Origin of the sequence: Streptomyces aureocirculatus (assembly GCF_000720475.1) — a bacterium.
GTDB classification, from domain to species: Bacteria; Actinomycetota; Actinomycetes; order Streptomycetales; family Streptomycetaceae; genus Streptomyces; species Streptomyces aureocirculatus.
Genome location: NZ_JOAP01000006.1, coordinates 46281 through 69418, shown reverse-complemented (window position 1 = coordinate 69418; position 23138 = coordinate 46281). Strand labels below are relative to the sequence as shown.

Genomic DNA, 23138 nt, shown 5'->3' with positions numbered 1-23138 from the left:
AGCACGGCAGACGGGCCGGACCCCCGGGGGGATCCGGCCCGTCACCCACGACAAGGGGCTGGGGTCTCAGCCGCGCAGGGCCTGGACCGCGGCCTCCAGCCGCTTGCCGAAGTCTCCGTCCGCCTGACGGAAGTTGTTGATCGCGCGCTCGGCGATCTCGTCACGGGTCACGCCCGCGAGCGCCCCGGAGAGGTTGTCGACGAGGCGCTGCTTCTCGTCCTCCGACATCAGCCGGTAGAGGTTGCCCGCCTGCACGAAGTCGTTGTCCTCCGCGTGCGAGGGCGTCTCGTGGTTGCCGGTTCCACCGGACACCGCCGTGGGCGCCCACAGCGGGCGGTCGGTCTGGTGCGGGCCGTCGAAGCTGTTCGGCTCGTAGTTCTTCGCGCCCTTGTGGCGGCCGTCGTACAGGAAGCCGTCACGGGAGTGGGTGCGCGCCTCGGTGGCGTGCGGGCGGTTCACCGGCAGGTGGTCGGCGTTGATGCCGACGCGGTAGCGGTGCGCGTCGCCGTACGCGAACAGGCGGCCCTGGAGCATCTTGTCCGGGGACGGGCCGATGCCCGGCACGAAGTGGGCGGGGCTGAAGATGGCCTGCTCGACCTCGGCGAAGACGTTCTCCGGGTTGCGGTTGAGCTCCAGCTTGCCGAACTCGATGACCGGGTAGTCGGCGTGCGGCCACACCTTGGTCAGGTCGAACGGGTTGAAGCGGTACTCCGCCGCCTCGGCCGCCGGCATGATCTGCACACCCACGGTCCAGGTCGGGAACTCGCCGCGCTCGATGGCCTCACGGAGGTCGCGCTGGTGGGAGTCGGGGTCCTTGCCCGCGAGGACCTCGGCCTCCTGAGCGGTGAGGTTCTTGATCCCCTGGTCGGTCTTGAAGTGGTACTTGACCCAGAAGATCTCACCGAACTCGTTGGTCCACTGGTACGTGTGCGAACCGAAACCGTCCATGTGGCGGTACGACGCGGGGATGCCGCGGTCGCCGAACAGCCACGTCACCTGGTGCGTGGACTCCGGGCTCAGGCCCCAGAAGTCGAAGACGTTGTCGGCCTCCTGGGAGCCCGTGTACGGGTCGCGCTTCTGGGTGTGGATGAAGTCCGGGAACTTGATGGCGTCCCTGATGAAGAACACCGGGGTGTTGTTGCCGACGAGGTCGTAGTTGCCCTCCTCGGTGTAGAACTTCAGCGCGAAGCCGCGCGGGTCGCGCACGGCGTCCGCGGCACCGAGGTTGCCCGCGACCGTCGAGAAGCGCAGGAAGGTCTCGGTCTGCTTGCCGACCTCGGAGAGGAACGCGGCACGCGTGTACCGGGTGACGTCCGCGGTCACCGTGAAGGTGCCGTAGGCACCCGCGCCGCGTGCGTGCACGACGCGCTCCGGGATGCGCTCGCGGTTGAAGTGCGCGAGCTTCTCCAGGAGCAGTTGGTCCTGGACCAGGACCGGACCGCCCGCACCCGCCGTCTCGCTCTGCTGGTTGTCCGCGACCGGTGCGCCGGCCTCCGTGGTGAGGGGTCCCTGCGTCACGTGCGCCTCCTGCGTCAATTCGTGCAATTCGTGCACTTCCTGTCCCTTGGCCTGAGCCGTTTCCGATCCTACAATAGACTTTGTCTAAGTCAAGTAAACATCCAAAGTCACACCCATTCGGGACCTGGTCCCTGTGCTGTTAGGCTGGTTTTCATGAGCGACCTGTTGGAACGACTGCGCGGACGCGGCTGGCGCATGACCGCGCAGCGGCGCGTCGTGGTCGAGGTCCTCGACGGAGAGCACGTGCATCTGACGGCGGACGAGGTCCATGCCCGCGCCGTCGTCAAGCTGCCGGAGATCTCCCGGGCGACCGTCTACAACACGCTGGGCGAGCTGGTGTCGCTCGGCGAGGTGATCGAGGTCGCGACGGACCGCAGAGCCAAGCGGTACGACCCGAACGCGCACCGGCCCCATCAGCACCTGGTGTGCGCCCGCTGCGGCGCCATCCGCGATGTGCACCCGACGGGCAACCCGCTGGCCTCGCTCCCCGACTCGGAGCGCTTCGGCTTCACGATCTCGGACGTGGAGGTCACGTACCGGGGCGTGTGCCCGAACTGCGCATGACGCTGCGCTGACTGAACACGCGAGGGCCCGGCACCGCACGGCGGTGCCGGGCCCTCGCGTTTGCGTGACTCACGGCGTTCCGGGCGCCGCCCGCGGCCTCTTTTGGGGCACACACGTTTCGGGGCACACACATTTCGGAGCACACACGCCGAAGGCCCGGATCCTTTGAGGATCCGGGCCTTCGTCTTGAGTAGCGGGGACAGGATTTGAACCTGCGACCTCTGGGTTATGAGCCCAGCGAGCTACCGAGCTGCTCCACCCCGCGCCGTTGTGTTGCAACCATACGTCAGGCCCACGACCAGCGCAAATCGCTTCCCACGCGGCCGACGTCGCCCTACGCCGTCAGTTCCTGGCGCAGCGCCTCGCGCAGCCGGCCCGCCCGCTCGGCGACCTCCGCGGGACCGAGCTCCACGGCCCGCGAGGCCCATCGCTGCCCCTCGGCGAGCTGCCCCCGCCGCGCGTACAGCAGGGCGAGCCGCAGCGCCGCCCTGCCGTGCCCGGCGTCGGCGGCCCGCGTCCACCACAGCGCCGCCTCCGGCTCGCTGCCCTCCCTGGCCAGGAGCAGGCCGAGGTTGAACGCCCCGTTGCGGCTTCCGGCCTCCGCCGCGGACCGGTACCAGCGCGCGGCCTCGACCACGTCGCCGCGCGCCGCGGCGAGCATCCCGACGCGGACCTGCGCCCGCCGGTGGCCCTGCTCGGCCGCGCGCTCGTACCACTCCTCGCACTCCGTCTTCTGTACCGCGGGCTCGCCGAGCGCGGGCGGCCCGGGAGGCGGGCGGCGCGCGTCGAGCACGGTGCCGAGCCGGTAGGCCGCCTCCGCGCTGCCCCCGCCGGCCGCGCACCGCAGGTGCCGTTCGGCGTCCCGCTCGTCGCCCTCGCGCAGCCGTGCGGTGCCGACCTGGAGAGCGGCCTGGGTGTGTCCGGCCGCGGCGGCCCGCTCGTACCACTTCAGGGCCGCGGCGTCGTCGCCCCGGCTCGCGTACAGGATTCCGAGGTTGAACGCGGCGTCGACGCTGCCGGCCTCCGCGGCCTTGGAGAACCACGGCTCGGCACCGGCCGCGTCACCGCCCTGGAGGAGCAGCACGGCGAGCGCGTTGGCCGCCTCGCGATGCCCGGCGTAGGCGGCGCGGCGGTACCACTGGTCGGCCTGGGCGGTGCGCTTCTGCTCGGCGCAGAGCAGGCCGAGGTTGTACGCGCCGTTGTTGTCGCCCGCGTCCATCGCCGCGCGGTACCAGCGCTCGGCGGTCTGGGTCTCGCCGCGCTCGGCGTGCAGCGCGCCGAGCGCGTTCGCGGCGTTCCCGTCGCCGTCCTGGGCGGCTCTGAGCCACCACACGGCGGCGTTCTCCTCGTCGCCCGCGTCACGCAGCAGGAAGCCGAGCGCGCACGCGGCGCGGGCCTCGCCGTCCTTGGCGGACGTCAGATACCAGCGCCCCGCCTCCTTCAGCTCGCCGCGCCGCTCCAGGATCGCGCCGAGGTGCAGGGCGGCACGGCGGTGTCCGCGCGCGGCCGCCTGCCGGTACCACTGCTCGGCCTCGTCGGCGAGCGACAAGCTGCCGCCGTCGGCGCGCCTTGCCTCGGGGGCCGCGGGTCGGACACCTGCTTTGCGTGCGTTGTCAGAGCGCGCGTCACCGGGGCGCGCGGCAGTCGTGGGGCGCGTGACCTTCACACGCGCCCCGTCACCAGCACCCGCGCCTGCGCCTGCGCCCTTCGCCCCCTCACCCTTCGCCCCTCTGACCTTCACTCCGTCAGGCCGCGCCCCGACGGTCCGCGCGACGTCGGCCCGCCAACCGTCGGCCCGCGCGCCCACGCCGAGTCCCGCCGGGGCGCCGAGTCGTCCACCGGTGCCGGTCCGCGGCCCCGTCGCCTCCCCCGGGCCCGGGGCCTCGTCCTCCGCCCGCTTGTCAAGCGCTCTGGCCAAGCGGTACGCCGCCTCACGGTGGCCGCGCTCGGCCGCCGTGCGCATCCAGCGCTCGGCGCCGACGTCGCCACGGTGCTCCAGGAGGTCGGCGAGGGCGTACGCCCCCAGGGTGTGGCCCTGCTCGGCGGACTGCCGGAGCCAGTACTCGGCGGCGGGCTCGTCGCCGCGCTCGCGGTGGTACCGGCCGAGCGCGTGCGCCGCCGCCGAGGAACCCGCGACGGCGGCGACGCGCCACCATCCGGCCGCTTCGTCGACATATCCACGTTGATGCAGGAGGACACCGAGATTGTTGGCCGCGGCCCGGTCACCGGCCGCGGTCGCTCCGCGCAGCAAGGATTCGGCCCCGTCGAGATCCCCGCGGCGCAGCAGCAGGCTGCCGAGAACGCTCATCGCGTCCACATCTCCGGCCTCGGCGGCGAGCCGGTGCCGCAACTCGTCCGCGGCCGTCCCGGGATCCTCCCGGTCGGCCGGCTGCGCAAACCGCCCCATCTCCAACAGAGTTGCCTTGTCCCCCATAACGTCCATCGTCGCACCACCTGCAACCTGGGTACACCTGGTATACCGCAGCCAGTGAGGTCACTTCAGCGTTTTGTCGACATGCCCACAGAGAGATAAGTGAAACACAAGTCTGCTCAACTCCCCCCGCCCAAACCACTCTTCGCACGAACCCCACACCGATGGCACGGGACACCGGTATAGGCACCCGGGCGATGCCCGGCCGGGCATGACGAAGGCCCGGATCCTGTTGAGGATCCGGGCCTTCGTCTTCAGTAGCGGGGACAGGATTTGAACCTGCGACCTCTGGGTTATGAGCCCAGCGAGCTACCGAGCTGCTCCACCCCGCGCCGTTGTGTTGCAACCGTACCACGGCGCGGGGGGCCTCCCGCACGCTGCTCGCGCGCTAGGAGCAGGCAGGCGGGCTAACCGCCGCCGCCCTTGTCGGGCTTCTCAGGATCACCCGACTCCTCGGTCTTGTCGGACCCCTTCCCGTCGCCGTCTCCCGACGGCTCGGCCTGGGCGTCCTCGGCCCGCTGCAGGGCGTCCTGGAGCTTCTTCTGGGCCTTGCCGTAGGCCTCCCAGTCCTGCTCCTTCAGCGCCGTGTTGCCTTCTTCGATCGCCGCCTGGGCGTCGTCGATGGCCTTCTGGAGCTCGGGGTTGTCGGAGTCGCCGGTCGCCGGTGGCTTCTCCTTGTCGGGGTCGGGTTTGTCACCCTTGTCCGGTGGCTCGACCGGAGTCGCGCTCTCGGCTCCGAAGACCACGTTCAACGCCTTGTCCAAGGTGTCCTCGAACGCGATCTTGTTGCCGTAGGTGACAAGGACCTTCTTCAGGAGTGGGTACTTCAGCCCGCCGCCCTTGACGTAGACGGGCTCCACATAGAGCAGGCCTCCGTCCAGCGGCACCGTCAGCAGGTTTCCGTAGTCGACCTCGGAGTCGCCGCCCTTGAGCAATCGGATCTGCTCGGCGATCGCCTCGTTGGAGTTGAACTTGCTCTGCACCTGTTTGGGTCCGTCGACCGTCGTGCTCGACGGCATCTTCAGGATTCTGATCTTGCCGTAGTCATCGGTGCCCGGCTCGGCGTTCACCGACATGAAGGCACTCAGGTTGTCCCGGCCGTTGGGATTGAAGGACGTCGTCAGGGAGAAGTCCTGCTTCTTCTGGCCGGGCATCTTCATGCTCAGGTAGTACGGCGGGACCGCGCTCGACGTCTGGTTCGTCGGGTCGTCCGGCACCTGCCACACCTCGCTGCCGCTGAGGAACGTCTCGGCGTCCTTCACGTGGTAGCGGGTGAGCAGCTCGCGCTGCACCTTGAAGAGGTCCTGCGGATAGCGCAGGTGGTCCATCAGGTCGGCGGAGATCTCGCTCTTGTCCTTGACGGTGCCCGGGAACGCCTTGCGCCACGTCTTCAGTATGGGGTCCTTGGTGTCCCACTCGTAGAGCTTGACGTCTCCGGTGTAGGCGTCGACGGTCGCCTTCACGGAGTTGCGGATGTAGTTGACCTGGTTCTGCTGGGCCACCACCCGCTGGTTGTTCTTCGCGGTCAGCGAGTCGGCCGTGGTGTCGCCGAGCGTGGTACGCGACGCGTACGGATAGCCGTTCGTGGTGGTGTACGCGTCGACGATCCACTGGATCTTGTTGCCGACGACCGCCGGGTAGGCGTCACCGTCGATGGTGAGCCAGGGGGCCACCGCTTCGACGCGCTCCTTGGGCGTGCGGTTGTACATGATCCGCGAGCCTTCTCCGATCGCTCCGGAGTACAGCATCTGCGGTTCGCCGAACGACACCGCGTACGCGGCCCGGTTGAGCGGATTGGAGAGGTTGACGCCGCTCTTGCCCCTGTAGCTCGTCGTCTTCTCGCCGTCGTCGTCGGAGTAGTCGATCTCCTTCTGGGGACCGCCGACGATGGAGTACTGCTTGGTCTTCTCGCCGTAGTAGATCCGCTGCTCGTACTTGCCGAGGCTGCCCTTGGACGGCAGGTCGGACTCGGTGAACTTCGGTCGCCCCTGGTCGTCGGCCTCGGTGCCCTTGGCCGCGACCACGCCGTACCCGTGGGTGTAACGGAAGTGGTCGTTGATCCAGTTGTTCTTCGGGATGCCGTCCAGGTTCAGCTCGCGCAGACCGATGACGGTGTCCTGGGCCTTGCCGTCCTTCGTCTTGTACCGGTCGACGTCCAGGTTCGACGGGAAGCCGTAGTAGTTCTTCATCTGCTGCAACTGCTGGAACGTCGGCGAGACGATGTTCGGGTCGAGCAGACGCAGGCTCGCGGCGCCGGCGACGTCGTCGCGCAGCTTCGTCTTGTCCTGGGTCTTGCTGACGCCGGGGTACTCCGTGACGTCCGTGCCGCCGATGCCGTACGCCTTGCGGGTCGCCTCTAGGTTCTTCTCGACGTACGGGGACTCCTTGGCCTGCTCGTTCGGCTGGACCTGGAACTTCTGCACGATGGCCGGGTACAGACCGCCGATGAGGATCGCGGAGAGGACCATCAGGCCGAAGCCGATGACCGGCAACTGCCAGGTGCGCCGCCACAGCGTCGCGAAGAACAGCAGCGCGCAGATGACGGCGATGCAGAACAGGATGGTCTTCGCCGGCAGATAGGCGTTCGCGTCGACGTAGCGCAGGCCCGTCCAGTTGCCCGTGGCCTTGAAGTCACTGGACTTCACCGCGAGGCCGTACCGGTCGAGCCAGTAGGCGACCGCCTTGAGGGCGACGAAGATGCCGATGAGCACCGACAGATGACCGGTCGCGGCGGCCGTGGCCCGCCCGCCGGGGCTGGTGATGCGCAGACCGCCGTACAGGTAGTGGGTCAGGGCGGCGGCGATCACCGAGAGCACCGTGGCCGCGAAGCCGAAGCCGAGCAGGAAGCGGTACCAGGGCAGGTCGAAGGCGAAGAAGGCCACGTCCAGGTGGAACTGGGGGTCCTTCTGGTGGAAGGGGACGCCGTTGACCCACATCAGCCAGGTGCGCCACTGGCCGGAGGCGGACGCACCCGCGATCAGGCCGACGAGGGCTGTGATGCCGATCAGCAGCCACTTCTTGTAGGGCGCGATCGCCATGCGGTACCGGTCGAGGCTCTGTTGCTCCATCGACATGGCGCTGAGCGGCGGGCGCAGCCGGTGCGCCAGCCAGATGTTCACGCCGACCGCGGCCGCCATGAGGAGGCCGAAGACGAAGAACAAGCCGATCTTGGTCGTCAGGGTGGTGGTGAAGACCGATGAATAGTGGACCGAGCGGTACCAGAGCCAGTCCGTCCAGAATCCCGCGAACATGACGAACGCCATGGCAAGGACGGCCAGGACGCCGAGCGTCATGAGCAGGGTCCGGACACGACGGGACGGTCGGCCCACTCTGATCCGTGGCCCCGTCGGGCCTCCGCCGCGGTCCGGCATCTGGAAAGCCAAGGTGCGCACCTCGAAGTTCGCTGTAGCTGTGGCTGGCTGAAACGGGCCCCGCGATCGTAGAGCCCACTCATGCAACTTACCGATGCTTTACTCAGTTCCCGTTCCCGGGTCCGAACGAGGCAGGATATTGGGCATGCCCAACGTTTCCCCCTCCGGCCCACCGATGGCCGCGAGCCCCTTGACCGTTGCCGTGCTCGAGATCGACGACTATGTCGGCGGGCTCGGCTGGGATCAGCCCGCCCGTCTCTTCGCCCTCGTCGACACCGCACGGCTGCGTACGCAGGAGCCGACCCTGGCCGACCGCCTGGGTCTGTCCGAAGACGCCTCCGCTGCTCCGCTCACCCCGATCGAGCAGGACGAACTGCCCGCGGGCTCGCCCCTCGACGAGTTCCTCGGCACCATCGCCTGGCCCGACTCGGTCGTCGGCTGTGCCCTCAGTGTGGAGCGGCTCATGCTGCCGCCGTCCGCGGAGGCTTCCGTTCCGGAAGGCATGAGCGAGAAGCAGCTCGCCAAGTGGGTGGCCAAGCACCCGGAGCGGCAGGAGGTCCGCATGACCGTCGCGGTGCTGCGTGACGGCGCCCGTGAGTCGGCGCTGCGGCTGCGCGAGAAGGATTCGCCGACGGAGGTGCTCACGGGCTCCGACCTGGTGCCGGGCCTCGCGGAGGCGCTGGCGGCGACGTTCGCGGAGTAGCCGCCGGGCAATTTCTCGGCCGGGGCCGCTGTCGGCCTCGGCCGGGTCGTACCGGGGTGTGCCGGGGCGTGTCGGGGCGTGTCGTACCGGACCGTCAGCTCGTGGTGCACTTCGGCAGGTCGGCGGTGTCGCCCTTGCTGATGGCCTTGAGGGACTTCACCGCGTCGGCGATGGTGTTCACCTTGACGAGCGTGAGCCCGTCGGGGACGTCGCTCGCCGCTGAGGCGCAGTTGTCCTTCGGCGTCAGGAAGTACTCGGCGCCCTTGTCGCGCGCGCCGACGGTCTTCATCTCGATGCCGCCGATCGGGCCGACCTTGCCGTCCTCCTCGATGGTGCCGGTGCCCGCGACGAACTTGCCGCCGGTGAGGTCGCCGGGCGTGAGCTTGTCGACGATGCCGAGGGCGAACATCAGGCCCGCGCTCGGCCCGCCCACGTCGGCCAGCTTGATGTCGATGGTGAACGGGTACGTGTGGTCGGTCCCGGCCTTGATGCCGACGACCGCGCGCCCGTCGTCCTCGGCCTTCTCCGTGGTGATCTTCACGGTCTCGGTGGCCGTCGGCTTCTTGTCGGCCTTCTCGGCGGCGGCGGCCTCCTTGACGGGGACGATGCCGAACACGACGGGCTCGCCCGCCTTGTGCTTCGTGACGAGCTCGGCGACGTCCGTGAACCGCTTCACGGGCTTCCCGTCGACGCTTCTGATCACGTCACCCGCGTGCAGCTTGCCCTCGGCGGGGCTGTCCTTGTAGACGGTGGAGACGACCACCTGCGACTTCACCGGGAGCTTCAGTTCCTTCAGGGCGGCGACCTTCGCGCTCTCCTGGGACTGGCTGAACTCCTCGGCGTTCTCCTGGCTGGACTGCTGCTCCGTCTTGCCGTCCGGGTACAGGGTGTCGTGCGGCACCACGATGTTGTCGTGCGCCAGCCAGCCGTACACGGCCTCCGCGAGGTTCATCTTGTAGTCGGCGCTGGTCACCCTGACCGTCGTCATGTTCAGGTGGCCGCTCGTGGGGTACGTCTTGTGGCCCGAGATCTGCAGCACCGGCTCGCCGCCGTGATCGCCCAGGGTGTTCACCGTGGGCCCCGGGGACATCTCCGAGTACGGCACCTTGATGAGCACTCCGGCGCAGAGCAGCGCGATCAGCATCAGGGTGGAGGCGAGCATCGTCGCAGTGCGGCGTGGCATGGAACGACAGTACGGGACGGCCCTGTGCGTGCATCCCTGGGGCGTCCGTACGAGACCGCCGCGGGCTTCCCGTACGAGACCGCCGCGCGCGTCCCTACGAGACCGCCACGGGCGTCCGTACGAGACCGCCGCGGGCCCGCAGCAGGGTCAGGCGGCGGTGTCGGTGCCCGAGCGGGACTTCTCCATCGCCTCACGGAACGCCGCGTAGCCGTTCAGCTCGCTGTTGTCACCCGTCCTGCCGCTCTTGCGGGCCCGGTTGGCCCACGCGGCCCACAGACCGGCACCGACGGCCGCGAGAACCGGAATCAGCAGCCAGGCGAGCGATGCCATGTCGACCTCCTGACCCCTTGAGCGACCACGACTGACCGCAACTGACTGATCAGCAGATTAACCATCAGCTCCGACAACGCTCACAGCAGGGGTCCGGTTACGCAACCGGAGCCCTTCAGGGTGGCCGGGTCTGTCTAGGCCCCGACCCACTCCTCCTGGCCGTCGGAGAACCGCTGGTGCTTCCAGATGGGCACCTCGTGCTTGAGGTCGTCGATCAGCCTGCGGCAGGCCGCGAACGCCTCGGCGCGGTGCGGGCAGGACACGGCGACCACGACCGCGAGATCGCCCACGGAGAGGTCCCCCACGCGGTGCACGGCGGCCAGGGCGCGCACCGGGAAGTCGGCGACGACCTTCTCCGCGACGCGACGCAGCTCCGCCTCGGCGCTCGGGTGGCTGGAGTACCCGAGCTCGTCGACGTCCGCGCCCCCGTCGTGGTTGCGCACCGTCCCGACGAACAGCGCCGTGCCCCCAGCGGCGTCGTCACCGACGGCACGGAAGACCTCGTCGAGCGAGAGCGGGGTGTCCCGGATCGCAAGCAGCCGAACCGGCTCGGCACCGGGCTGCTCCCCGGGGTGGTCCATCGGATTACGTGCCATACGGCCATCGTGCCGCACACCACTGACAACCCGAAATAGCGCTTTCCTACAGCGAGAGCAGCACCCCTGTGGGCAATCGTCCCGCAGGGCGAGTGGGGTCTGTCCCGCTCGAGCGGAGCCGAGAGCTTGGGGATGGGTGGGCACAGCCCCCGACGCCGGGCAACCGTCCTGTCGGCCCCGGCCCCGGCCCCGTACCCAGCCAGACCAGGCGGGGCCAGGCCGAAGCCGGGCCACGCCTACATCCGCCTCCGCGCCTTCCGCGCCCGCCGCACCAGCGCAGCCGTACCCAGCAGAGCCACCGTCGCCCCCGCGGCCCCCGCGGCGGTCGCGTCCTTGCGCCCGAGCCGCCGCCCGGCAACAGTGCGCCGCCCGGCCACCTCGTCGAGCAGCTCCGCGAGCACCTCCTCGTTGGTCCACTGCGGCCGCCACCCCGCGTCGTGCAGCCTGCTGACACTGACGACCCAGGGGTACATCGTGTAGGCGAGGTCGCCCGCCGGGGACGGCGTGAGCCCGATCCGGTGGAGCCGCGCCGCCGCGCCGAGAGCGACCGTGGAGGGCAGCTCCATGCGCCGGATGCCGCTCAGCTCCTCGACCTCCTCCTGCTCCAGCCAGCCGTCGCACCCGACGGCAAGGTCGCCGTCGACCTTCTCCACGACGGCGTACTCCAGCGCGCTGCACAGGTCGTCGACGTGGCAGAACTGCCACGCGGGCCGCGAACCGGCCACCACAAGAAGCCGCGGCGACTCGAAGTACCTGGTCAGCGCGGTGTCGGTGCCGCCGACGAGGATGGCGGGCCGCACCACGGTGACGTTCAGGCCGGGGTGCGCGCGCGGGGCCCGTCGGGCGAGCCGCTCGATCTCCAGGAGGTCACCGACACCGGTGGCCTCGGCAGTCGCCCGCAGTTCGGCGTCTTCGGAGAGGGGCAGTTCGTTGTCGGACAGCGCTCCGTAGACCATCGCCGACGTGCACAGCACGACACGGTGCACACCGGCGGCGGCCGCAGCCGTCAGGACGGTCTGGGTGCCGCGCACGTTGTACGCGGTGCGGGCGGCGGCGTCGGTCTCCAGGTCGAGGTCGAGCGCCAGGTGCACGACGACGTCGACACCGCGCAGCTTCTCCGCGATGGCCGGGTCGCGGACGTCCAGGATGTGCCACTGGGCCCGCGCGCACTCGCCGCGCCGCTCGTCGATGGCCACGACCTGCTTGATCTGCTCGGACGCGGCGAGGCGCTCGGTGAGCTGCGCGCCCACGCCCGCTGCCGCGCCGGTGACGGCGACGACGGGCCCGCGCGGGGCCGCGGGCGACGAGCCGTCGCGCGAGGGCGCCACCGCGGCGGACGGCGGCTCGCCCGCCGGTGCGGAGTCCTGCTCCCGCGCGGAGTCCTGCGCTCGCACGGAGTCCTGCCCTCCGTCGGGGCCGGGCGGGGTCGGGTCGGAAGGGTTTCGCGCTGCGCGAACCTGTGGATCTGGGGAACTCACCGGGCGTCTCCAGCGGTTGTCTTCAGTATGTGCGCGAACTGACGCGTACGTACCAGGTGGCATCCATCCTGCCGCAGCCCCCGAGGCGGCGAAGCACCGAGGCCCGATCCGGCCGGGGTGTCTACGCTGGGTGGTGTTGTCGGGCAATCGCCACCGGATCCAGGATCCGGTGGCCCAACGAGCCGAGGAATCCCGTGAGTGACACCCCATTCGGATTCGGCCTTCCGCCGGAGGAGCCGGAGAACGGCGACGAGGGCAAGAAGAAGGACACCCCCGGAGGGGGACAGGGTTCCGGTGGCCCTGCCAACCCGTTCGGTTTCGGGGCGATGGGCGCCGGAGGCGCCGGTGACAATCCCTTCGCCGCCATGTTCGGGTCGATGAACCCGGGCGACCTGGGCGCCGCCTTCCAGCAGCTCGGCCAGATGCTGTCGTACGAGGGCGGCCCGGTGAACTGGGACATGGCCAAGGACATCGCCCGCCAGACCGTCTCCCAGGGCACGGCGGACGGCACCAAGGACGCGAGCGTCGGCCCCGCCGAGCGCTCCGCCGTCGAGGAGGCCGTACGCCTCGCGGACCTGTGGCTGGACGACGCGACGTCCCTGCCGTCCGGCGCGGGCAGCGCCGTGGCCTGGAGCCGCGCCGAGTGGGTCGAGGCGACCCTGCCCGCGTGGAAGGAGCTCGTCGACCCGGTCGCCGAGCGCGTCGGCCTGGCGATGGGCGACGTCCTGCCCGCGGAGATGCAGGCCATGGCGGGCCCGCTGATCGGCATGATGCGCTCCATGGGCGGCGCGATGTTCGGCCAGCAGATCGGCCAGGCCGTCGGCGTCCTCGCGGGCGAGGTCGTCGGCTCCACGGACATCGGCCTGCCCCTGGGCCCCGCGGGGAAGGCGGCGCTGCTTCCGGTGAACATGACGGCCTTCGGCAAGGACCTGGGCGTCCCCATGGAGGAGGTGCGCCTGTATCTGGCGCTGCGCGAGGCCGCCCACCAGCGGCTCTTCGCCCACGTGCCGTGGCTGCGCTCGCATCTGTTCGGCGCCGTCGAGGGGTACGCGCGCGGGATCAAGGTCGACACCTCCAAGCTGGAGGACGTCGTCGGCCAGTTCGACCCGCAGAACCCCGAGCAGCTCCAGGAGGCGCTCCAGCAGGGCATGTTCCAGCCGGAGGACACGGCCGAGCAGAAGGCCGCCCTCGCCCGCCTGGAGACCGCTCTGGCGCTCGTGGAGGGCTGGGTGGACGCGGTCGTGCACGCGGCGGCGAAGCCCCGTCTGTCGTCCGCCGACGCACTGCGTGAGACGCTGCGCAGGCGCCGTGCCACCGGCGGACCCGCCGAGCAGACCTTCGCCACGCTCATCGGCCTGGAGCTGCGTCCGCGCAGGCTGCGGGACGCCTCGCGCCTGTGGGCCTCGCTCACGGACGCGCGCGGGGTGGACGGCAGGGACGGCCTGTGGGCCCACCCGGACATGCTGCCGACGGCGTCGGACCTGGACGACCCGGACGGCTTCGTGCACCGCGAGCACCTGGACTTCTCCGAGCTGGACAAGATGCTCGGCGAGGCGGCGGACTCCGGCTCCGGTTCCGCGAAGCCGGACCTCACCAAGGGCGACACCCCGGACCTGTCCAAGGGCGACGACGACCGTACGGACGGCGACGGCAAGGGCGACGACGGCAAGTGACCCTGCACGATGACGCGGTCCTCGTACTGAAGGGCTACGAGAACCAGCCCGAGCTGCGCCAGTACTACCTGGACCACCTGTACGCCCACGCCGAGGACGGCCTCTGGAAGGCGTGCACGGCGGGCCATGTGACCGCGAGCGCCCTGGTCGTCGACCCCACGCGCGGACGTGTCCTGCTCACGCTGCACAGGAAGCTGCGGATGTGGCTCCAGATGGGCGGCCACTGCGAGCCGGGCGACACGACGCTGGCCGCGGCGGCGCTGCGGGAGGCCACGGAGGAGTCGGGCGTGCCCGGCCTGACGCTCCTCGCGGGCGGCCCCGTCCGCTTGGACCGGCACCCGATCCCGGGACCGTGCACCCAGCACCTCGACGTGCAGTACGCGGCGCTCGCCCCGGCGGACGCGGTCGAGGCGATCAGCGACGAGTCACTTGACCTGCGCTGGTTCCCGTACGACGAGGTGGCGGCCGTGGCGGACCGGTCGGTCGTACGCCTCGTAGAGGCGACGAGGGCACGCCTGTAACTGGCGTGGGCCCCTGAAAGGGGCGCGGGGAACTGCGCGACCAGCCACAACCGGCCCGCAGTTCCCCGCGACCTGCTCCTGTCCCCGTCCCCGTCCCCGGGAGAAACACTCAGGTCCAGACGTTGCCCTGGTTCTGCCCGCGGGCGCCCTGCTGGCCCATGCCGAACTGGGCACGGGCGCCCTGGCCGACGGTGGCGTGCTGCGGCGGCAGCATCTCGCTGGGCTGGACGAGGGCGTAGCCCTGCCCCATGAAGCTCAGCTCCCAGCCCTCGCCGGTGTTGCCGCGGCGCCGCCACACGCCCGACGAGTGCGTCTGGGCCTGCATCTGCACCCGCAGCCCGTTGGACCAGGCGACGACCGCGTCGGCGTCGGCGTTGACGTACCGGTCCGGGGTGACCTGGAGCATCAGCGGCTGCCCCGACGTCATCAGGGCGACCTTGCCGCGGCCGGTGATGTTGAGCTGGTACTTGCCGGAGCCGGAGATGCCGTACTGGCTGTCCACGGCGATGACCTGGTGGGTCAGGGACGAGTCCATGGCGAGGACGTAGGAGCTGTCCACCGTCAGACCGTCCTGGTCCACGTCCACCAGGTGGATGTACTGCGCGAGGTTCGCGAAGTAGACGGTGCCCTGGCCGTGGCAGCGCATCAGGTCCAGGCCCTCGCCGGTGTACGCGCGGGCGTGCTGCTGGCCCCCGCTCTGGAACTCGGCGTCGAACTCGATGAGCCCCTGGTAGGCGACCATGGCGCCCTTGCGGGCGAGCACGTCGTCATGGCCTTCGAGGGCAACCCGAAGGAGCTGCGGGTTCTGGACGGTGTAGCGCTCCTGGGTCTGTTGCTCGGTGTGCGCGAAAAGCGAGCTCTGCATGGTGTGTTGCTCCCCCTCAGCTCCGGATCCGGAGGCGGTCGGTGCTGTCCTCACTGGGCTGTACGACGACGATGCCCTCTCCGGAGAAGCCCATCTGGTAGGCCTCGCCGCTGCCGCGCCCGATCAGGGAGCCCGCCCTGAAGCTGCGCTTGCCCTTCACCTTCAGGTTCGGCGACCAGGCGATCAGCGCGTCCGGGTCCACGTACGTCTCGTCCTCGCCGCGGCCGCAGTCGACGACGATTGGCGTTCCGCGCGAGGTGAGCGCCACCCAGCCCTGGCCGGAAACCTTGATGTTCCACAGGCCCTGTCCTGCGAATTTGGCGAGGCCCTTGACCCGCTCGACGCCCCACTGGAGGCCCGCGTCGAAAGCGAGCAGGTTGGTGCCGTTCACCGAGAGCGAGTCGCCCGCCAGGTTGATGACGACGACGTCGGCTCCGTAGTCGGCGAGGTAGAGCAGGCCGTCTCCGGAGCACTTCATCAGCGGGGCGCCCTCACCGGTGATCCAGTCACGGGCGATCTGCCGGACGGCGGGCGGGTTCGGCTCGTACTGCACGAAGCCTTCGTAGGCGACCATCGATCCCACGCGCGCGAGGAGGTCGTTCCCCGTCTGCATGGCGACCTTGACCATGTGGTGGCCGTGGTTCTCCATACGAGCGGCGACGGTTGCCGGGGCAAAGCCCGCGAGCTGCTGGTTCATGACGGGCTCCCTCAGACCTCGAACGGCTGGACGACGATGAAATTGCCGGGCGCGCCGCGGAACTGGAGGTTCACGCTCTCCCCCGTGGAGCCCGCGGAGGCGTTGCCGCGCAGCCTGACCTGGCTGGACACGATCGCCTGTGCGGCCGCCGACCAGGCGACCACGGCGTGGCAGTCCGCGAAGGTCGTCGGCGTGACCGGCAGCACGACGGGCATGCCGTGGGTCTTGACCACGACCGTGCCGGTCCCCTGGAACTGCATGACGAACAGCGCGCCACCGGGAATCCCGTGGCCCTCGATGCGGCGCACCTCGTGCTGCAGCGTCTCGTCGAAGGCGAGGACGTTCTCCGCGGAGACACAGATCGCGTCCCCCTGGAGCTCGATGGGGTGCAGGTGCGTGCCCTCTTCCGCGAGGAAGACCTGGCCGCGGCCCGAGCAGCGCATGAGCTGCATCTCCTGGCCCGTCGCGTTGCCGACGACGCGGCCCTGGAAGCCCGCGCCCTTGTAACCGAACTCGACCTTGCCCTGGTACAGGACCATGCTGCCCTGGCGGGCGAGGACCGGGTGGCCGCCGACGCCGAGGTCGACGCGGACCAGCTTCTCGTTCTGCTGCGTCCAGCGCTGTCCGGTCGCCGCCTCGCGGTACTTCTGGAGCGCGGCGGCCACACCGGCCCCCTGCGGTGCGCCCTGCGGGACCCCACCGGCGGCACCCGCGGCGAACGGGGCCTGGCCGGGGATCTGCGCCTGGGGCTGCTGGCCGTAGCCGGGCGGGGCCGGAGCCGCGGGCTGCTGGCCGTAGGGCTGCCCCGGGGCTCCTGGCGGCTGGCCGTAGCCGGGCGGCAGGGGGGCGGACGGCTGCGGTTGGTCGTAGCCGGGCGGGGTCGACGCGGCGGCCTGCTGGCCGTACCCGGGCGGCAGGGGTGCGGACGGCTGCCGGCCGTAGCCGGGGGGCGGCGGGGCCTGGCCGAACGGGGGCTGTTGTCCGGGCCGGCCGTGCGGCTGGCCCTGGGGCTGCGCACCCGGCTGGCCGTACGGCGGCGCCTGCGGGGGCACCGCGGCGCCGCCCTGCTGGTTCAGCGGCGCGACGATGGTCTGCGCGGCGTGCACCGACGGGTCGGGGGCCGGGGCGGGTGGCGGGTTGGCGCCCGCGGGGGGCGCGAAGTGCTGGGCGGGCGCGGGGGTGGGGTCCGGTGCGGGGGCCGGGTTCGGTGTCGCGGGGGCCGCGGGCGCGGCGAACGCGGGCGGGGCCGTGGCACCGGCGGGCGGGGCGAAGCCGGGGGCGGCCTGCGGCGGCGCGGCGGCGGGCTCCTCCTCGGCGACCTCACCGCCGAAGTTCTTGATCAGCGCGTCGAGGCCGCCGTCGAAGCCCTGGCCGATGGCGGCGAAGCGCCACACGTCCTTCAGATAGAAGTCACCGAGCATCAGGGCGCGCTCGGTGGAGAACTCCGATCCGGTGAACGAGTACCGGGCGACTTCCTCGCCGCCGGCCACGAGCCGGATGTACCCGGAGCTGATCTGCGACATCTGCCCGGCGCCGTCGATCGCCGCGGAGAACGACAGCTTCTGGATCCGCGGCGGGATCCGGTCGAGGGTGACGCGGAAGGACTCGGTGTCACCGGCCTGGGCGCCCAGGAGCTGAAGCGACTCCTCCGGAGACTTCGGCTGGTTGAAGAAGATGAAGTAACGGTCGTCCGAGAGCCGCTCGTCCGCGTCGAGACCGAAGCAACTGATGTCGAAGGTCACCCCGGGGGCAGCGATGTGCACGCCTACGTACAGATCGGTCCCCGCGGTGAGGTCACTGATCCTGGCCTTGTGGCCGCGTTGGAATTCCCTGGCCATACGTAACGACCGTCCCCCATCCCGAATGTGAATGCGTCGCGCCAGGCTAACCGCTCCGTCCGACGACGGACGAGGTCGGTACAGAGCCGGTACACAACCCCTTCACCGGGTGGTGTCCGCTCCCCGACACGGGTGGCTTCCACGCCGCGTCACCGGGTGACCGCTACTCCTCCCGGGCGGCGGGCAGATGCGGCAGCCGGTCCGCGGCGGCCACCCCTTCGAGGTAGCCACGGGCCCGCTCGGTACGCGGATACGCCTCGAGGAGGCGCCAGAAACGCGGCCCGTGCCCGGGAACCAGGAGGTGCGCGAGCTCATGGAGCAGGACGTAGTCCACCACGTACTCGGGCATGCCCTGCAGCCGGTGCGAGAGCCGGATGCTGCCTTCCGACGGTGTGCACGAGCCCCATCTGGTGTTCTGGTTCGTGACCCAGCGAACGGACGTCGGCCGCGCCCGGGCCTCGAAGAACTGCTCGGACAGCCGCTCGGCCCGCTCCGCGAGTTCGCTGTCGCCAAGGACCCGTTTGCTTTCCTGTGCCGCGAGCTTGTCAAGCATGACGGACACCCAGCGCTGCTCCTCCGCCTCGGACATGCGGGCGGGGATGAGGACAACGGTCCGGTTGCCCTCCCGATAGGCCGAGACCGTTCTGCGGCGGCGGGCGCTCCTTCGCACCTCGACCGCGCCTGCCGCCGCGCGTGCTGTGGGCGGGCTGGTCGCGCTGCGCTGCGGGCTTCCGGCGCGGTGCAGTGGGTCGGCGGGCACGCCTTGACGTTACCCGCTGGGCGTAGGGGAAGTCCCGCCTACGGGACGGTTCGGTCGCGATCCACTCCCCGTGCGCTTGATTAGTACGACAAGTACTCATCGCCTGTGGACAACCGGACGCACGTCCTGGCCCGGCCGGGCATTCTGGCATTCGAGCGGGACCGAGTGGCATCGATCGAGTCCGAGCGGCTGAGCAGTGCCGTGGGGGCATCGAGCGACACCGAGCAGCACCCAGCGACACCGAGTGCCACCGAGCGACACCGCCCAGCACGGACCGGGACACGAAAACGGGGGACCCACCATGCATCCGATCCTCAAGCCCGCACTGCGTCGCGGCTGGCGCGATCTGAACACCGTGCAGCTCGGCGTGACCCGGACCCACGCCCGGGTCCTCGGCCCGGTGGACACGGCGACGGGCAGTTTCCTCACGCTCCTCGACGGCACCCGCGGGCTGCCCCTCCTTCGCGAGGAGGGACAGCGGATGGGTCTGCCGGACGGCCACGTGGACCGGCTCCTGCACCGCCTCGCCCGGGCCGGACTCCTGGACGACGCGACGGGAGGCGGCCCGGCGGCCGACGCCCTGCGCTCGCGCACCGAAGTGATGGACCGGCTGCGCCCCGACCTCGCCGCGCTGTCGGTCGTCACCCCGGCTCCGAACCAGGGCATCCGCAAGCTGGCCGCACGCCGCGTCACACGAGTGCGTGTGCAGGGCGCGGGCCGGGTGGGGGCGGTCGTCGCCTCGGTCCTGTCCGGTGCGGGCATCGGCCAGGTCGATGTGATGGACGGCGGCTGTGTCGAGCCGTGGGACATCGCTCCGGGCGGACTGCCGCCCGAGTCCGTCGGTCAGCGCAGGGACGCCGCGGCCAGAGCAGTGGTGCGGCAGGCGGCCCCGGGCCGCCCACCGCGTCACCCCGGCGGCCGGGGTGACGGTGAGCGCCCGCTGTCGCTGGTCGTCCTCGCCCCGCGCGACGGCCTGGACGCCTTCGCCCCCGCCCCCGGGGTGGCCGAGCCCCTGATCACCGCGGGCACGCCGCATCTGTACGCGGGTGTGATCGAGGGCACAGGCGTGGTCGGCCCCCTGGTCCTGCCAGGTGTCTCCGCCTGCGCCGGCTGTCTCGCCCTTGCCCGCGCCGACGAGGACGCGGCCTGGCCTCGGATGCTGGCCCAGTGGCGTTCGGGTCATCGCCGCCAGGTGCCCGCCTGTGACCTGGCGCTCGCGACGGCGGTCGCCGGGCTTGCCGCCGCCCATGCCCTGGCCTTTCTGGACGGAGCGGATCCGGCGCCGGCGGGCGTGCGCTGGGAGGCCTCGACGCCCGGTTTCGACTGGCGTCGGCAGCGGACGCGGGCCCACCGGTCGTGCCCCTGTGGGGCAAGTGAGCAAGTTAAGGGGGAGCAGACCTCCGTGGATCGAGAGCCGCACGAGACAATGGCCCGGTAACCGCCTGAACGGGCGCGGCTGTCTGGGTTTTGGAGGGGCGCATGTCTGATCTTCCCCGGAAGGCGGTTACCCGTACCGCCAAACTGGCCGCGCTGCCACTCGGCTTCGCCGGCCGCGCGACCTGGGGGCTCGGCAAACGGATCGGCGGCAAGTCCGCGGAGATCGTCGGTCGTGAACTGCAACAGCGCACGGCGGAGCAGTTGTTCAAGGTGCTCGGCGAGTTGAAGGGCGGCGCCATGAAGTTCGGGCAGGCGCTGTCCGTCTTCGAGTCGGCCCTGCCGGAGGAGGTCGCCGGGCCCTACCGCGCGGCGCTCACGAAACTCCAGGAAGCCGCGCCGCCGATGCCGACGCGCACCGTGCACGGGGTCCTGGAGGAGCACCTTGGCACGGACTGGCGGGAGCAGTTCCTGGAATTCGAGGACAAGCCCGCGGCCGCCGCGTCGATCGGCCAGGTGCACCGGGCGGTGTGGCGGGACGGGCGCGATGTCGCGGTGAAGGTCCAGTATCCGGGCGCGGGCGAGGCACTGCTTTCGGATCTGAGCCAGTTGAGCCGCTTCGCCCGGGTCCTCGGGCCACTGATTCCGGGCATGGACATCAAGCCGCTCATCACCGAGTTGCGCGACCGGGTCTCCGAGGAGCTGGACTACGCCCTGGAGGCGCAGGCCCAGCGGGCCCACGCCGAGGAGTTCGCGGACGACCCGGACGTGGTGGTGCCGGACGTGGTGCATCAGTGCGAGCAGATCCTGGTGACGGAGTGGATCGACGGGGTGCCGCTGTCCGAGGTGATCACGGAGGGGACCCAGGAGCAGCGGGACCGCGCGGGACAGCTCCTGACCCGTTTCCTCTTCTCGGGCCCGGCCCGGACCGGCCTGCTGCACGCCGACCCGCATCCGGGCAACTTCCGTCTGCTGCCCGGCGAGAAGGGCGAATGGCGGCTCGGTGTCCTGGACTTCGGCACGGTGGACCGGTTGCCCGGCGGGTTGCCGTCGACGATCGGCGATTCGTTGCGGATGACCGTCGAGGGTGAGGCGGACGCGGTCTACGACATGTTGTGCGCGGAGGGCTTCGTCAAGGAGACGGTCGATCTGGAGCCGGAGGCCGTCATGGACTATCTGCTGCCGATCATCGAGCCGGCGGTGGCGGAAGAGTTCACCTTCACGCGCGGCTGGATGCGCAGTCAGGCGGCCCGTATCGCCGACCCCCGCTCCCCCGCCCATCAACTGGGCAAGCGGCTGAACCTACCGCCCTCGTACCTCCTGATCCACCGGGTGACGCTCAGCACCATCGGTGTCCTGTGTCAGCTCGGCGCGACGGTGCGGATGCGGGACGAGCTGGAGGAGTGGCTGCCGGGTTTTGTGGCGCAGGAGCCGGAGGAGGCGGCGGCCGAGGCGTGACGGTGGGTGCCCGCGCGAGGGGGCCGGTTCACCACCAACTGGAGTCGAGCCGGCCCTCGATCGAGCGGATGTTGTCGCGGGCGCAGACGTCGCAGAAGTAGTGCCGGACGCCGTTCTCCACGGAGCAGGTCCAGGTCGGGGGCCATCCGTCGGCGACCGCGCCGCAGCGTGAGCACACGGCACTCCCGGTGCCACGAGCGCGGGCGCTGCTCTCGGTGTCACGAGTGCCGGTGCTGCTTTCGGCGTCACGGGGGCGGGCGTTGCTCCCGGCGTCACGAGCGCTGGCGCTGCTCTCGGTGTTGTCACGAGTGCGGGCAGTGCTCTCGGTGTTCTCGGCGTCCGCAGGTTCAGGAGGCTGCTGGTCCACCCGGCGACCTTATCCCTGCCACCGGGGTATCGGTGGCCACAACGCACCGCGGGGGCCGGTCCGTTCGGACCGGCCCCCGCTGACTGTTTCCTGTTACTGCATGACCGCCACGGCGAGTTACTGCATGACCGCCATGGCGAGCGCGCGCCGGGCACGCAGGGACGCGCGCTCCGCGCGGCGCTGCATGCGGCGTGCCGCGATCAGGCGGGCGGCCGGACGGTGCTCGTCGGCCTCACGCAGGCGTTCGTGCATATGCGCACGAGCCAGGGCTTCTGGGATGAGTTGCATTTCGCGGGTCCTGTTCTGGCGTGAGCCGGTCACGCCGGTGGTGAAGAAGTCTGGGGTCGCGGAGCGGCTGGGCTCGCTGGCTGGTGCTTTCATCGTGGCCTGCTTCTTGGGGTCGTGCGTCAGGGGGCGATCGATCGTTCCGGCGGTACTCATGCCACGACCGGGTTCTTCCGCGGGCGGCCACGCGGCCGCTTGCGGGCTACGACCACGCCCTGGACGAACAGCTCGCCGCCCCAGACGCCCCACGGCTCACGCCGCTCCTTGGCGCCGGCCAGGCAGGCCTCCATCAGCGGGCAGGTACGGCAGAGGGACTTCGCGTACTCGACGTCCGCGGGCGACTCGGCGAAGAAGACCTCCGGGTCGTAGGCACGGCAGGGGACGGGTACGCCGAGGTTCTCGATGGCGTCGTCGAGCGCGGTGAGCGCCGTGAGGGGAGTCAAGGTCGGGTCCTCCGTGGGAACGGGCGGCGGGAGAGTGTCTGAAGGCGGTACGGACGGGGCGTGCGCTTCGAGTTGCACGGTGGTGTTTTCCTCGTCTGGTCGTGCCGGCCGGGTCGGCCGGTTGGCGGCTGGTACCGGGTCTTGCTCGGCCCCTTCGCTCCGTCTCCCCGTTTCGGGGAAAACAGAAGGGCCGCGGATCCCGGGTGGGGTTCCGCGGCCCTGAAGGCGCCGGTCTGATCGAGGATCAGACTGGATCACTCCAGGGTTCGAGCCCACGGAAGGCCCACATCGTGTGGTGCTGCGTCGTCTGCTTCCGGAATCCGGCACCGGCTGCCGCGAAGGCATAGACCTGCGCCTGTGCCGTCGCCACTGCTTCCGGTGCCTTGGTCGGTCGCTCATTGCCCTCACGGATCTGGAGACCCGAGACAGGCAGGGAGGCGGACGCCGGGCGCACGGCGGCATTGCCGACAGACAGAGCGGCGTTGCCGAAGGACAGACCGGTGCCCTGGTCCGAGAGGCCGAGCAGGCAGGAAGCGACGACCGAGCGATCGGTCATTTTCACGGTGCTGATGAAGCTCTCGTTGTTGCTGATCACTGGAATCGCCTCCTCTCGGCGTCTAAGGGGGTCGGCCGGGGCCGACCCTGCGGACTGACAAGTACAGCACGGGACCAGGGCTTCGGAG

General features: G+C 70.6%; 21 protein-coding genes and 2 tRNA genes. 6 read left to right on the top strand and 17 right to left on the bottom strand.

All coding sequences use genetic code 11. The features are described 5' to 3' along the window. Positions 1-66: 66 nt before the first annotated feature. On the bottom strand, positions 67-1518 hold the full coding sequence (locus IG78_RS0107745) for a catalase (RefSeq protein ID WP_030560638.1): 1452 nt from the start codon (positions 1516-1518) through the stop codon (positions 67-69). 153 nt (positions 1519-1671) lie between these two features. On the opposite strand from IG78_RS0107745, the gene IG78_RS0107740 reads away from it, so the two are divergent. Continuing rightward, entirely contained in the window at positions 1672-2082 is a 411-nt protein-coding gene (locus tag IG78_RS0107740; protein ID WP_030560637.1) for a Fur family transcriptional regulator, read from the top strand. A 191-nt stretch (positions 2083-2273) separates the two neighbouring features. Here IG78_RS0107740 and IG78_RS0107735 read toward each other — a convergent pair. From IG78_RS0107735 to IG78_RS0107715, 4 genes are all read right to left on the bottom strand, one after another. Further along, a tRNA-Met gene (locus IG78_RS0107735) sits at positions 2274-2347 on the bottom strand. 69 nt (positions 2348-2416) lie between these two features. Next, positions 2417-4489 carry a tetratricopeptide repeat protein gene (locus IG78_RS0107730; RefSeq protein WP_037686589.1) on the bottom strand — a complete coding sequence of 691 codons (2073 nt, stop codon included), beginning with the start codon at positions 4487-4489 and terminating at the stop codon, positions 2417-2419. 282 nt (positions 4490-4771) lie between these two features. Beyond that, positions 4772-4845 (bottom strand) — tRNA-Met (locus tag IG78_RS0107725). Positions 4846-4920: 75 nt separating this feature from the next. Beyond that, entirely contained in the window at positions 4921-7884 is a 2964-nt protein-coding gene (locus IG78_RS0107715; RefSeq protein ID WP_225882261.1) for a UPF0182 family membrane protein, read from the bottom strand. Positions 7885-8029: 145 nt separating this feature from the next. Here IG78_RS0107715 and IG78_RS0107710 point away from each other — a divergent pair, with 145 nt between their 5' ends. Then, complete coding sequence (locus IG78_RS0107710) at positions 8030-8587, top strand: PPA1309 family protein (RefSeq protein WP_249926090.1); 558 nt, start codon at positions 8030-8032, stop codon at positions 8585-8587. Between the two features lie 94 nt (positions 8588-8681). Here the strand turns inward: IG78_RS0107710 and IG78_RS0107705 are convergent, their stop codons facing one another. The 4 genes from IG78_RS0107705 to IG78_RS0107690 form a co-directional block, all read right to left on the bottom strand. Then, positions 8682-9770, bottom strand: coding sequence for a YlbL family protein (locus IG78_RS0107705; RefSeq protein WP_030560633.1), 1089 nt, complete (start codon positions 9768-9770; stop codon positions 8682-8684). Between the two features lie 147 nt (positions 9771-9917). Next, positions 9918-10100 carry a hypothetical protein gene (locus IG78_RS0107700; RefSeq protein ID WP_030560632.1) on the bottom strand — a complete coding sequence of 61 codons (183 nt, stop codon included), beginning with the start codon at positions 10098-10100 and terminating at the stop codon, positions 9918-9920. A 134-nt stretch (positions 10101-10234) separates the two neighbouring features. After that, positions 10235-10696 (bottom strand): molybdenum cofactor biosynthesis protein MoaE, encoded by a 462-nt coding sequence (locus tag IG78_RS0107695; protein WP_030560631.1) that lies wholly within the window; start codon positions 10694-10696, stop codon positions 10235-10237. A 236-nt stretch (positions 10697-10932) separates the two neighbouring features. Continuing rightward, positions 10933-12024 (bottom strand): SDR family oxidoreductase, encoded by a 1092-nt coding sequence (locus tag IG78_RS0107690; RefSeq protein WP_030560630.1) that lies wholly within the window; start codon positions 12022-12024, stop codon positions 10933-10935. A gap of 344 nt (positions 12025-12368) precedes the next feature. Here IG78_RS0107690 and IG78_RS0107685 point away from each other — a divergent pair, with 344 nt between their 5' ends. Both IG78_RS0107685 and IG78_RS0107680 read left to right on the top strand, forming a co-directional pair. Further along, positions 12369-13847: a zinc-dependent metalloprotease gene (locus IG78_RS0107685; protein WP_030560629.1), complete on the top strand. Its 1479-nt coding sequence runs from the start codon at positions 12369-12371 to the stop codon at positions 13845-13847. Next, entirely contained in the window at positions 13844-14368 is a 525-nt protein-coding gene (locus IG78_RS0107680) for an NUDIX hydrolase (RefSeq protein ID WP_030560628.1), read from the top strand. The genes IG78_RS0107685 and IG78_RS0107680 overlap by 4 nt, the downstream gene beginning before the upstream one ends. Positions 14369-14477: 109 nt before the next feature. Here the strand turns inward: IG78_RS0107680 and IG78_RS0107675 are convergent, their stop codons facing one another. From IG78_RS0107675 to IG78_RS0107660, 4 genes are all read right to left on the bottom strand, one after another. Continuing rightward, positions 14478-15233, bottom strand: coding sequence for an AIM24 family protein (locus tag IG78_RS0107675; protein ID WP_030560627.1), 756 nt, complete (start codon positions 15231-15233; stop codon positions 14478-14480). A gap of 16 nt (positions 15234-15249) precedes the next feature. Further along, entirely contained in the window at positions 15250-15930 is a 681-nt protein-coding gene (locus tag IG78_RS0107670) for an AIM24 family protein (RefSeq protein WP_030560626.1), read from the bottom strand. Between the two features lie 11 nt (positions 15931-15941). Next, positions 15942-17768 (bottom strand): TerD family protein, encoded by a 1827-nt coding sequence (locus IG78_RS0107665; protein ID WP_030560625.1) that lies wholly within the window; start codon positions 17766-17768, stop codon positions 15942-15944. A gap of 163 nt (positions 17769-17931) precedes the next feature. Next, positions 17932-18528 (bottom strand): M48 metallopeptidase family protein, encoded by a 597-nt coding sequence (locus IG78_RS0107660; protein ID WP_078965670.1) that lies wholly within the window; start codon positions 18526-18528, stop codon positions 17932-17934. Between the two features lie 301 nt (positions 18529-18829). Here IG78_RS0107660 and IG78_RS0107655 point away from each other — a divergent pair, with 301 nt between their 5' ends. Both IG78_RS0107655 and IG78_RS0107650 read left to right on the top strand, forming a co-directional pair. Continuing rightward, positions 18830-19966: a ThiF family adenylyltransferase gene (locus tag IG78_RS0107655; protein WP_037686592.1), complete on the top strand. Its 1137-nt coding sequence runs from the start codon at positions 18830-18832 to the stop codon at positions 19964-19966. 41 nt (positions 19967-20007) lie between these two features. Continuing rightward, the gene (locus tag IG78_RS0107650; RefSeq protein ID WP_030560622.1) at positions 20008-21360 is read left to right on the top strand and encodes an ABC1 kinase family protein; all 1353 of its coding nucleotides are present in this window, start codon (positions 20008-20010) and stop codon (positions 21358-21360) included. Positions 21361-21388: 28 nt separating this feature from the next. Here the strand turns inward: IG78_RS0107650 and IG78_RS41785 are convergent, their stop codons facing one another. The 4 genes from IG78_RS41785 to IG78_RS49075 all read right to left on the bottom strand — a co-directional run bounded on the left by IG78_RS41785 (position 21389) and on the right by IG78_RS49075 (position 23050). Next, the gene (locus tag IG78_RS41785; RefSeq protein ID WP_037686594.1) at positions 21389-21727 is read right to left on the bottom strand and encodes a hypothetical protein; all 339 of its coding nucleotides are present in this window, start codon (positions 21725-21727) and stop codon (positions 21389-21391) included. A gap of 117 nt (positions 21728-21844) precedes the next feature. Next, the gene (locus tag IG78_RS0107640) at positions 21845-22168 is read right to left on the bottom strand and encodes a hypothetical protein (RefSeq protein ID WP_030560621.1); all 324 of its coding nucleotides are present in this window, start codon (positions 22166-22168) and stop codon (positions 21845-21847) included. Next, a complete protein-coding gene (locus tag IG78_RS0107635) occupies positions 22165-22533 on the bottom strand; it encodes a WhiB family transcriptional regulator (RefSeq protein WP_030560620.1) in 369 nt (122 codons plus the stop codon). The genes IG78_RS0107640 and IG78_RS0107635 overlap by 4 nt, the downstream gene beginning before the upstream one ends. Positions 22534-22699: 166 nt before the next feature. Beyond that, a complete protein-coding gene (locus IG78_RS49075; protein ID WP_030560619.1) occupies positions 22700-23050 on the bottom strand; it encodes a hypothetical protein in 351 nt (116 codons plus the stop codon). Positions 23051-23138: the final 88 nt, after the last annotated feature.

What these genes read in the sequence shown, in the direction of transcription:
- IG78_RS0107740 (WP_030560637.1), top strand. Translation starts at nt 1,672, where the DNA reads ATGAGCGACCTGTTGGAACGACTGCGCGGACGCGGCTGGCGCATGACC.
- IG78_RS0107730 (WP_037686589.1), bottom strand. Translation starts at nt 4,489, where the DNA reads ATGGGGCGGTTTGCGCAGCCGGCCGACCGGGAGGATCCCGGGACGGCC.
- IG78_RS0107715 (WP_225882261.1), bottom strand. Translation starts at nt 7,884, where the DNA reads ATGCCGGACCGCGGCGGAGGCCCGACGGGGCCACGGATCAGAGTGGGC.
- IG78_RS0107710 (WP_249926090.1), top strand. Translation starts at nt 8,030, where the DNA reads ATGCCCAACGTTTCCCCCTCCGGCCCACCGATGGCCGCGAGCCCCTTG.
- IG78_RS0107705 (WP_030560633.1), bottom strand. Translation starts at nt 9,770, where the DNA reads ATGCCACGCCGCACTGCGACGATGCTCGCCTCCACCCTGATGCTGATC.
- IG78_RS0107700 (WP_030560632.1), bottom strand. Translation starts at nt 10,100, where the DNA reads ATGGCATCGCTCGCCTGGCTGCTGATTCCGGTTCTCGCGGCCGTCGGT.
- IG78_RS0107695 (WP_030560631.1), bottom strand. Translation starts at nt 10,696, where the DNA reads ATGGCACGTAATCCGATGGACCACCCCGGGGAGCAGCCCGGTGCCGAG.
- IG78_RS0107675 (WP_030560627.1), bottom strand. Translation starts at nt 15,233, where the DNA reads ATGCAGAGCTCGCTTTTCGCGCACACCGAGCAACAGACCCAGGAGCGC.
- IG78_RS0107670 (WP_030560626.1), bottom strand. Translation starts at nt 15,930, where the DNA reads ATGAACCAGCAGCTCGCGGGCTTTGCCCCGGCAACCGTCGCCGCTCGT.
- IG78_RS0107665 (WP_030560625.1), bottom strand. Translation starts at nt 17,768, where the DNA reads ATGGCCAGGGAATTCCAACGCGGCCACAAGGCCAGGATCAGTGACCTC.
- IG78_RS0107655 (WP_037686592.1), top strand. Translation starts at nt 18,830, where the DNA reads ATGCATCCGATCCTCAAGCCCGCACTGCGTCGCGGCTGGCGCGATCTG.
- IG78_RS0107650 (WP_030560622.1), top strand. Translation starts at nt 20,008, where the DNA reads ATGTCTGATCTTCCCCGGAAGGCGGTTACCCGTACCGCCAAACTGGCC.
- IG78_RS0107640 (WP_030560621.1), bottom strand. Translation starts at nt 22,168, where the DNA reads ATGAGTACCGCCGGAACGATCGATCGCCCCCTGACGCACGACCCCAAG.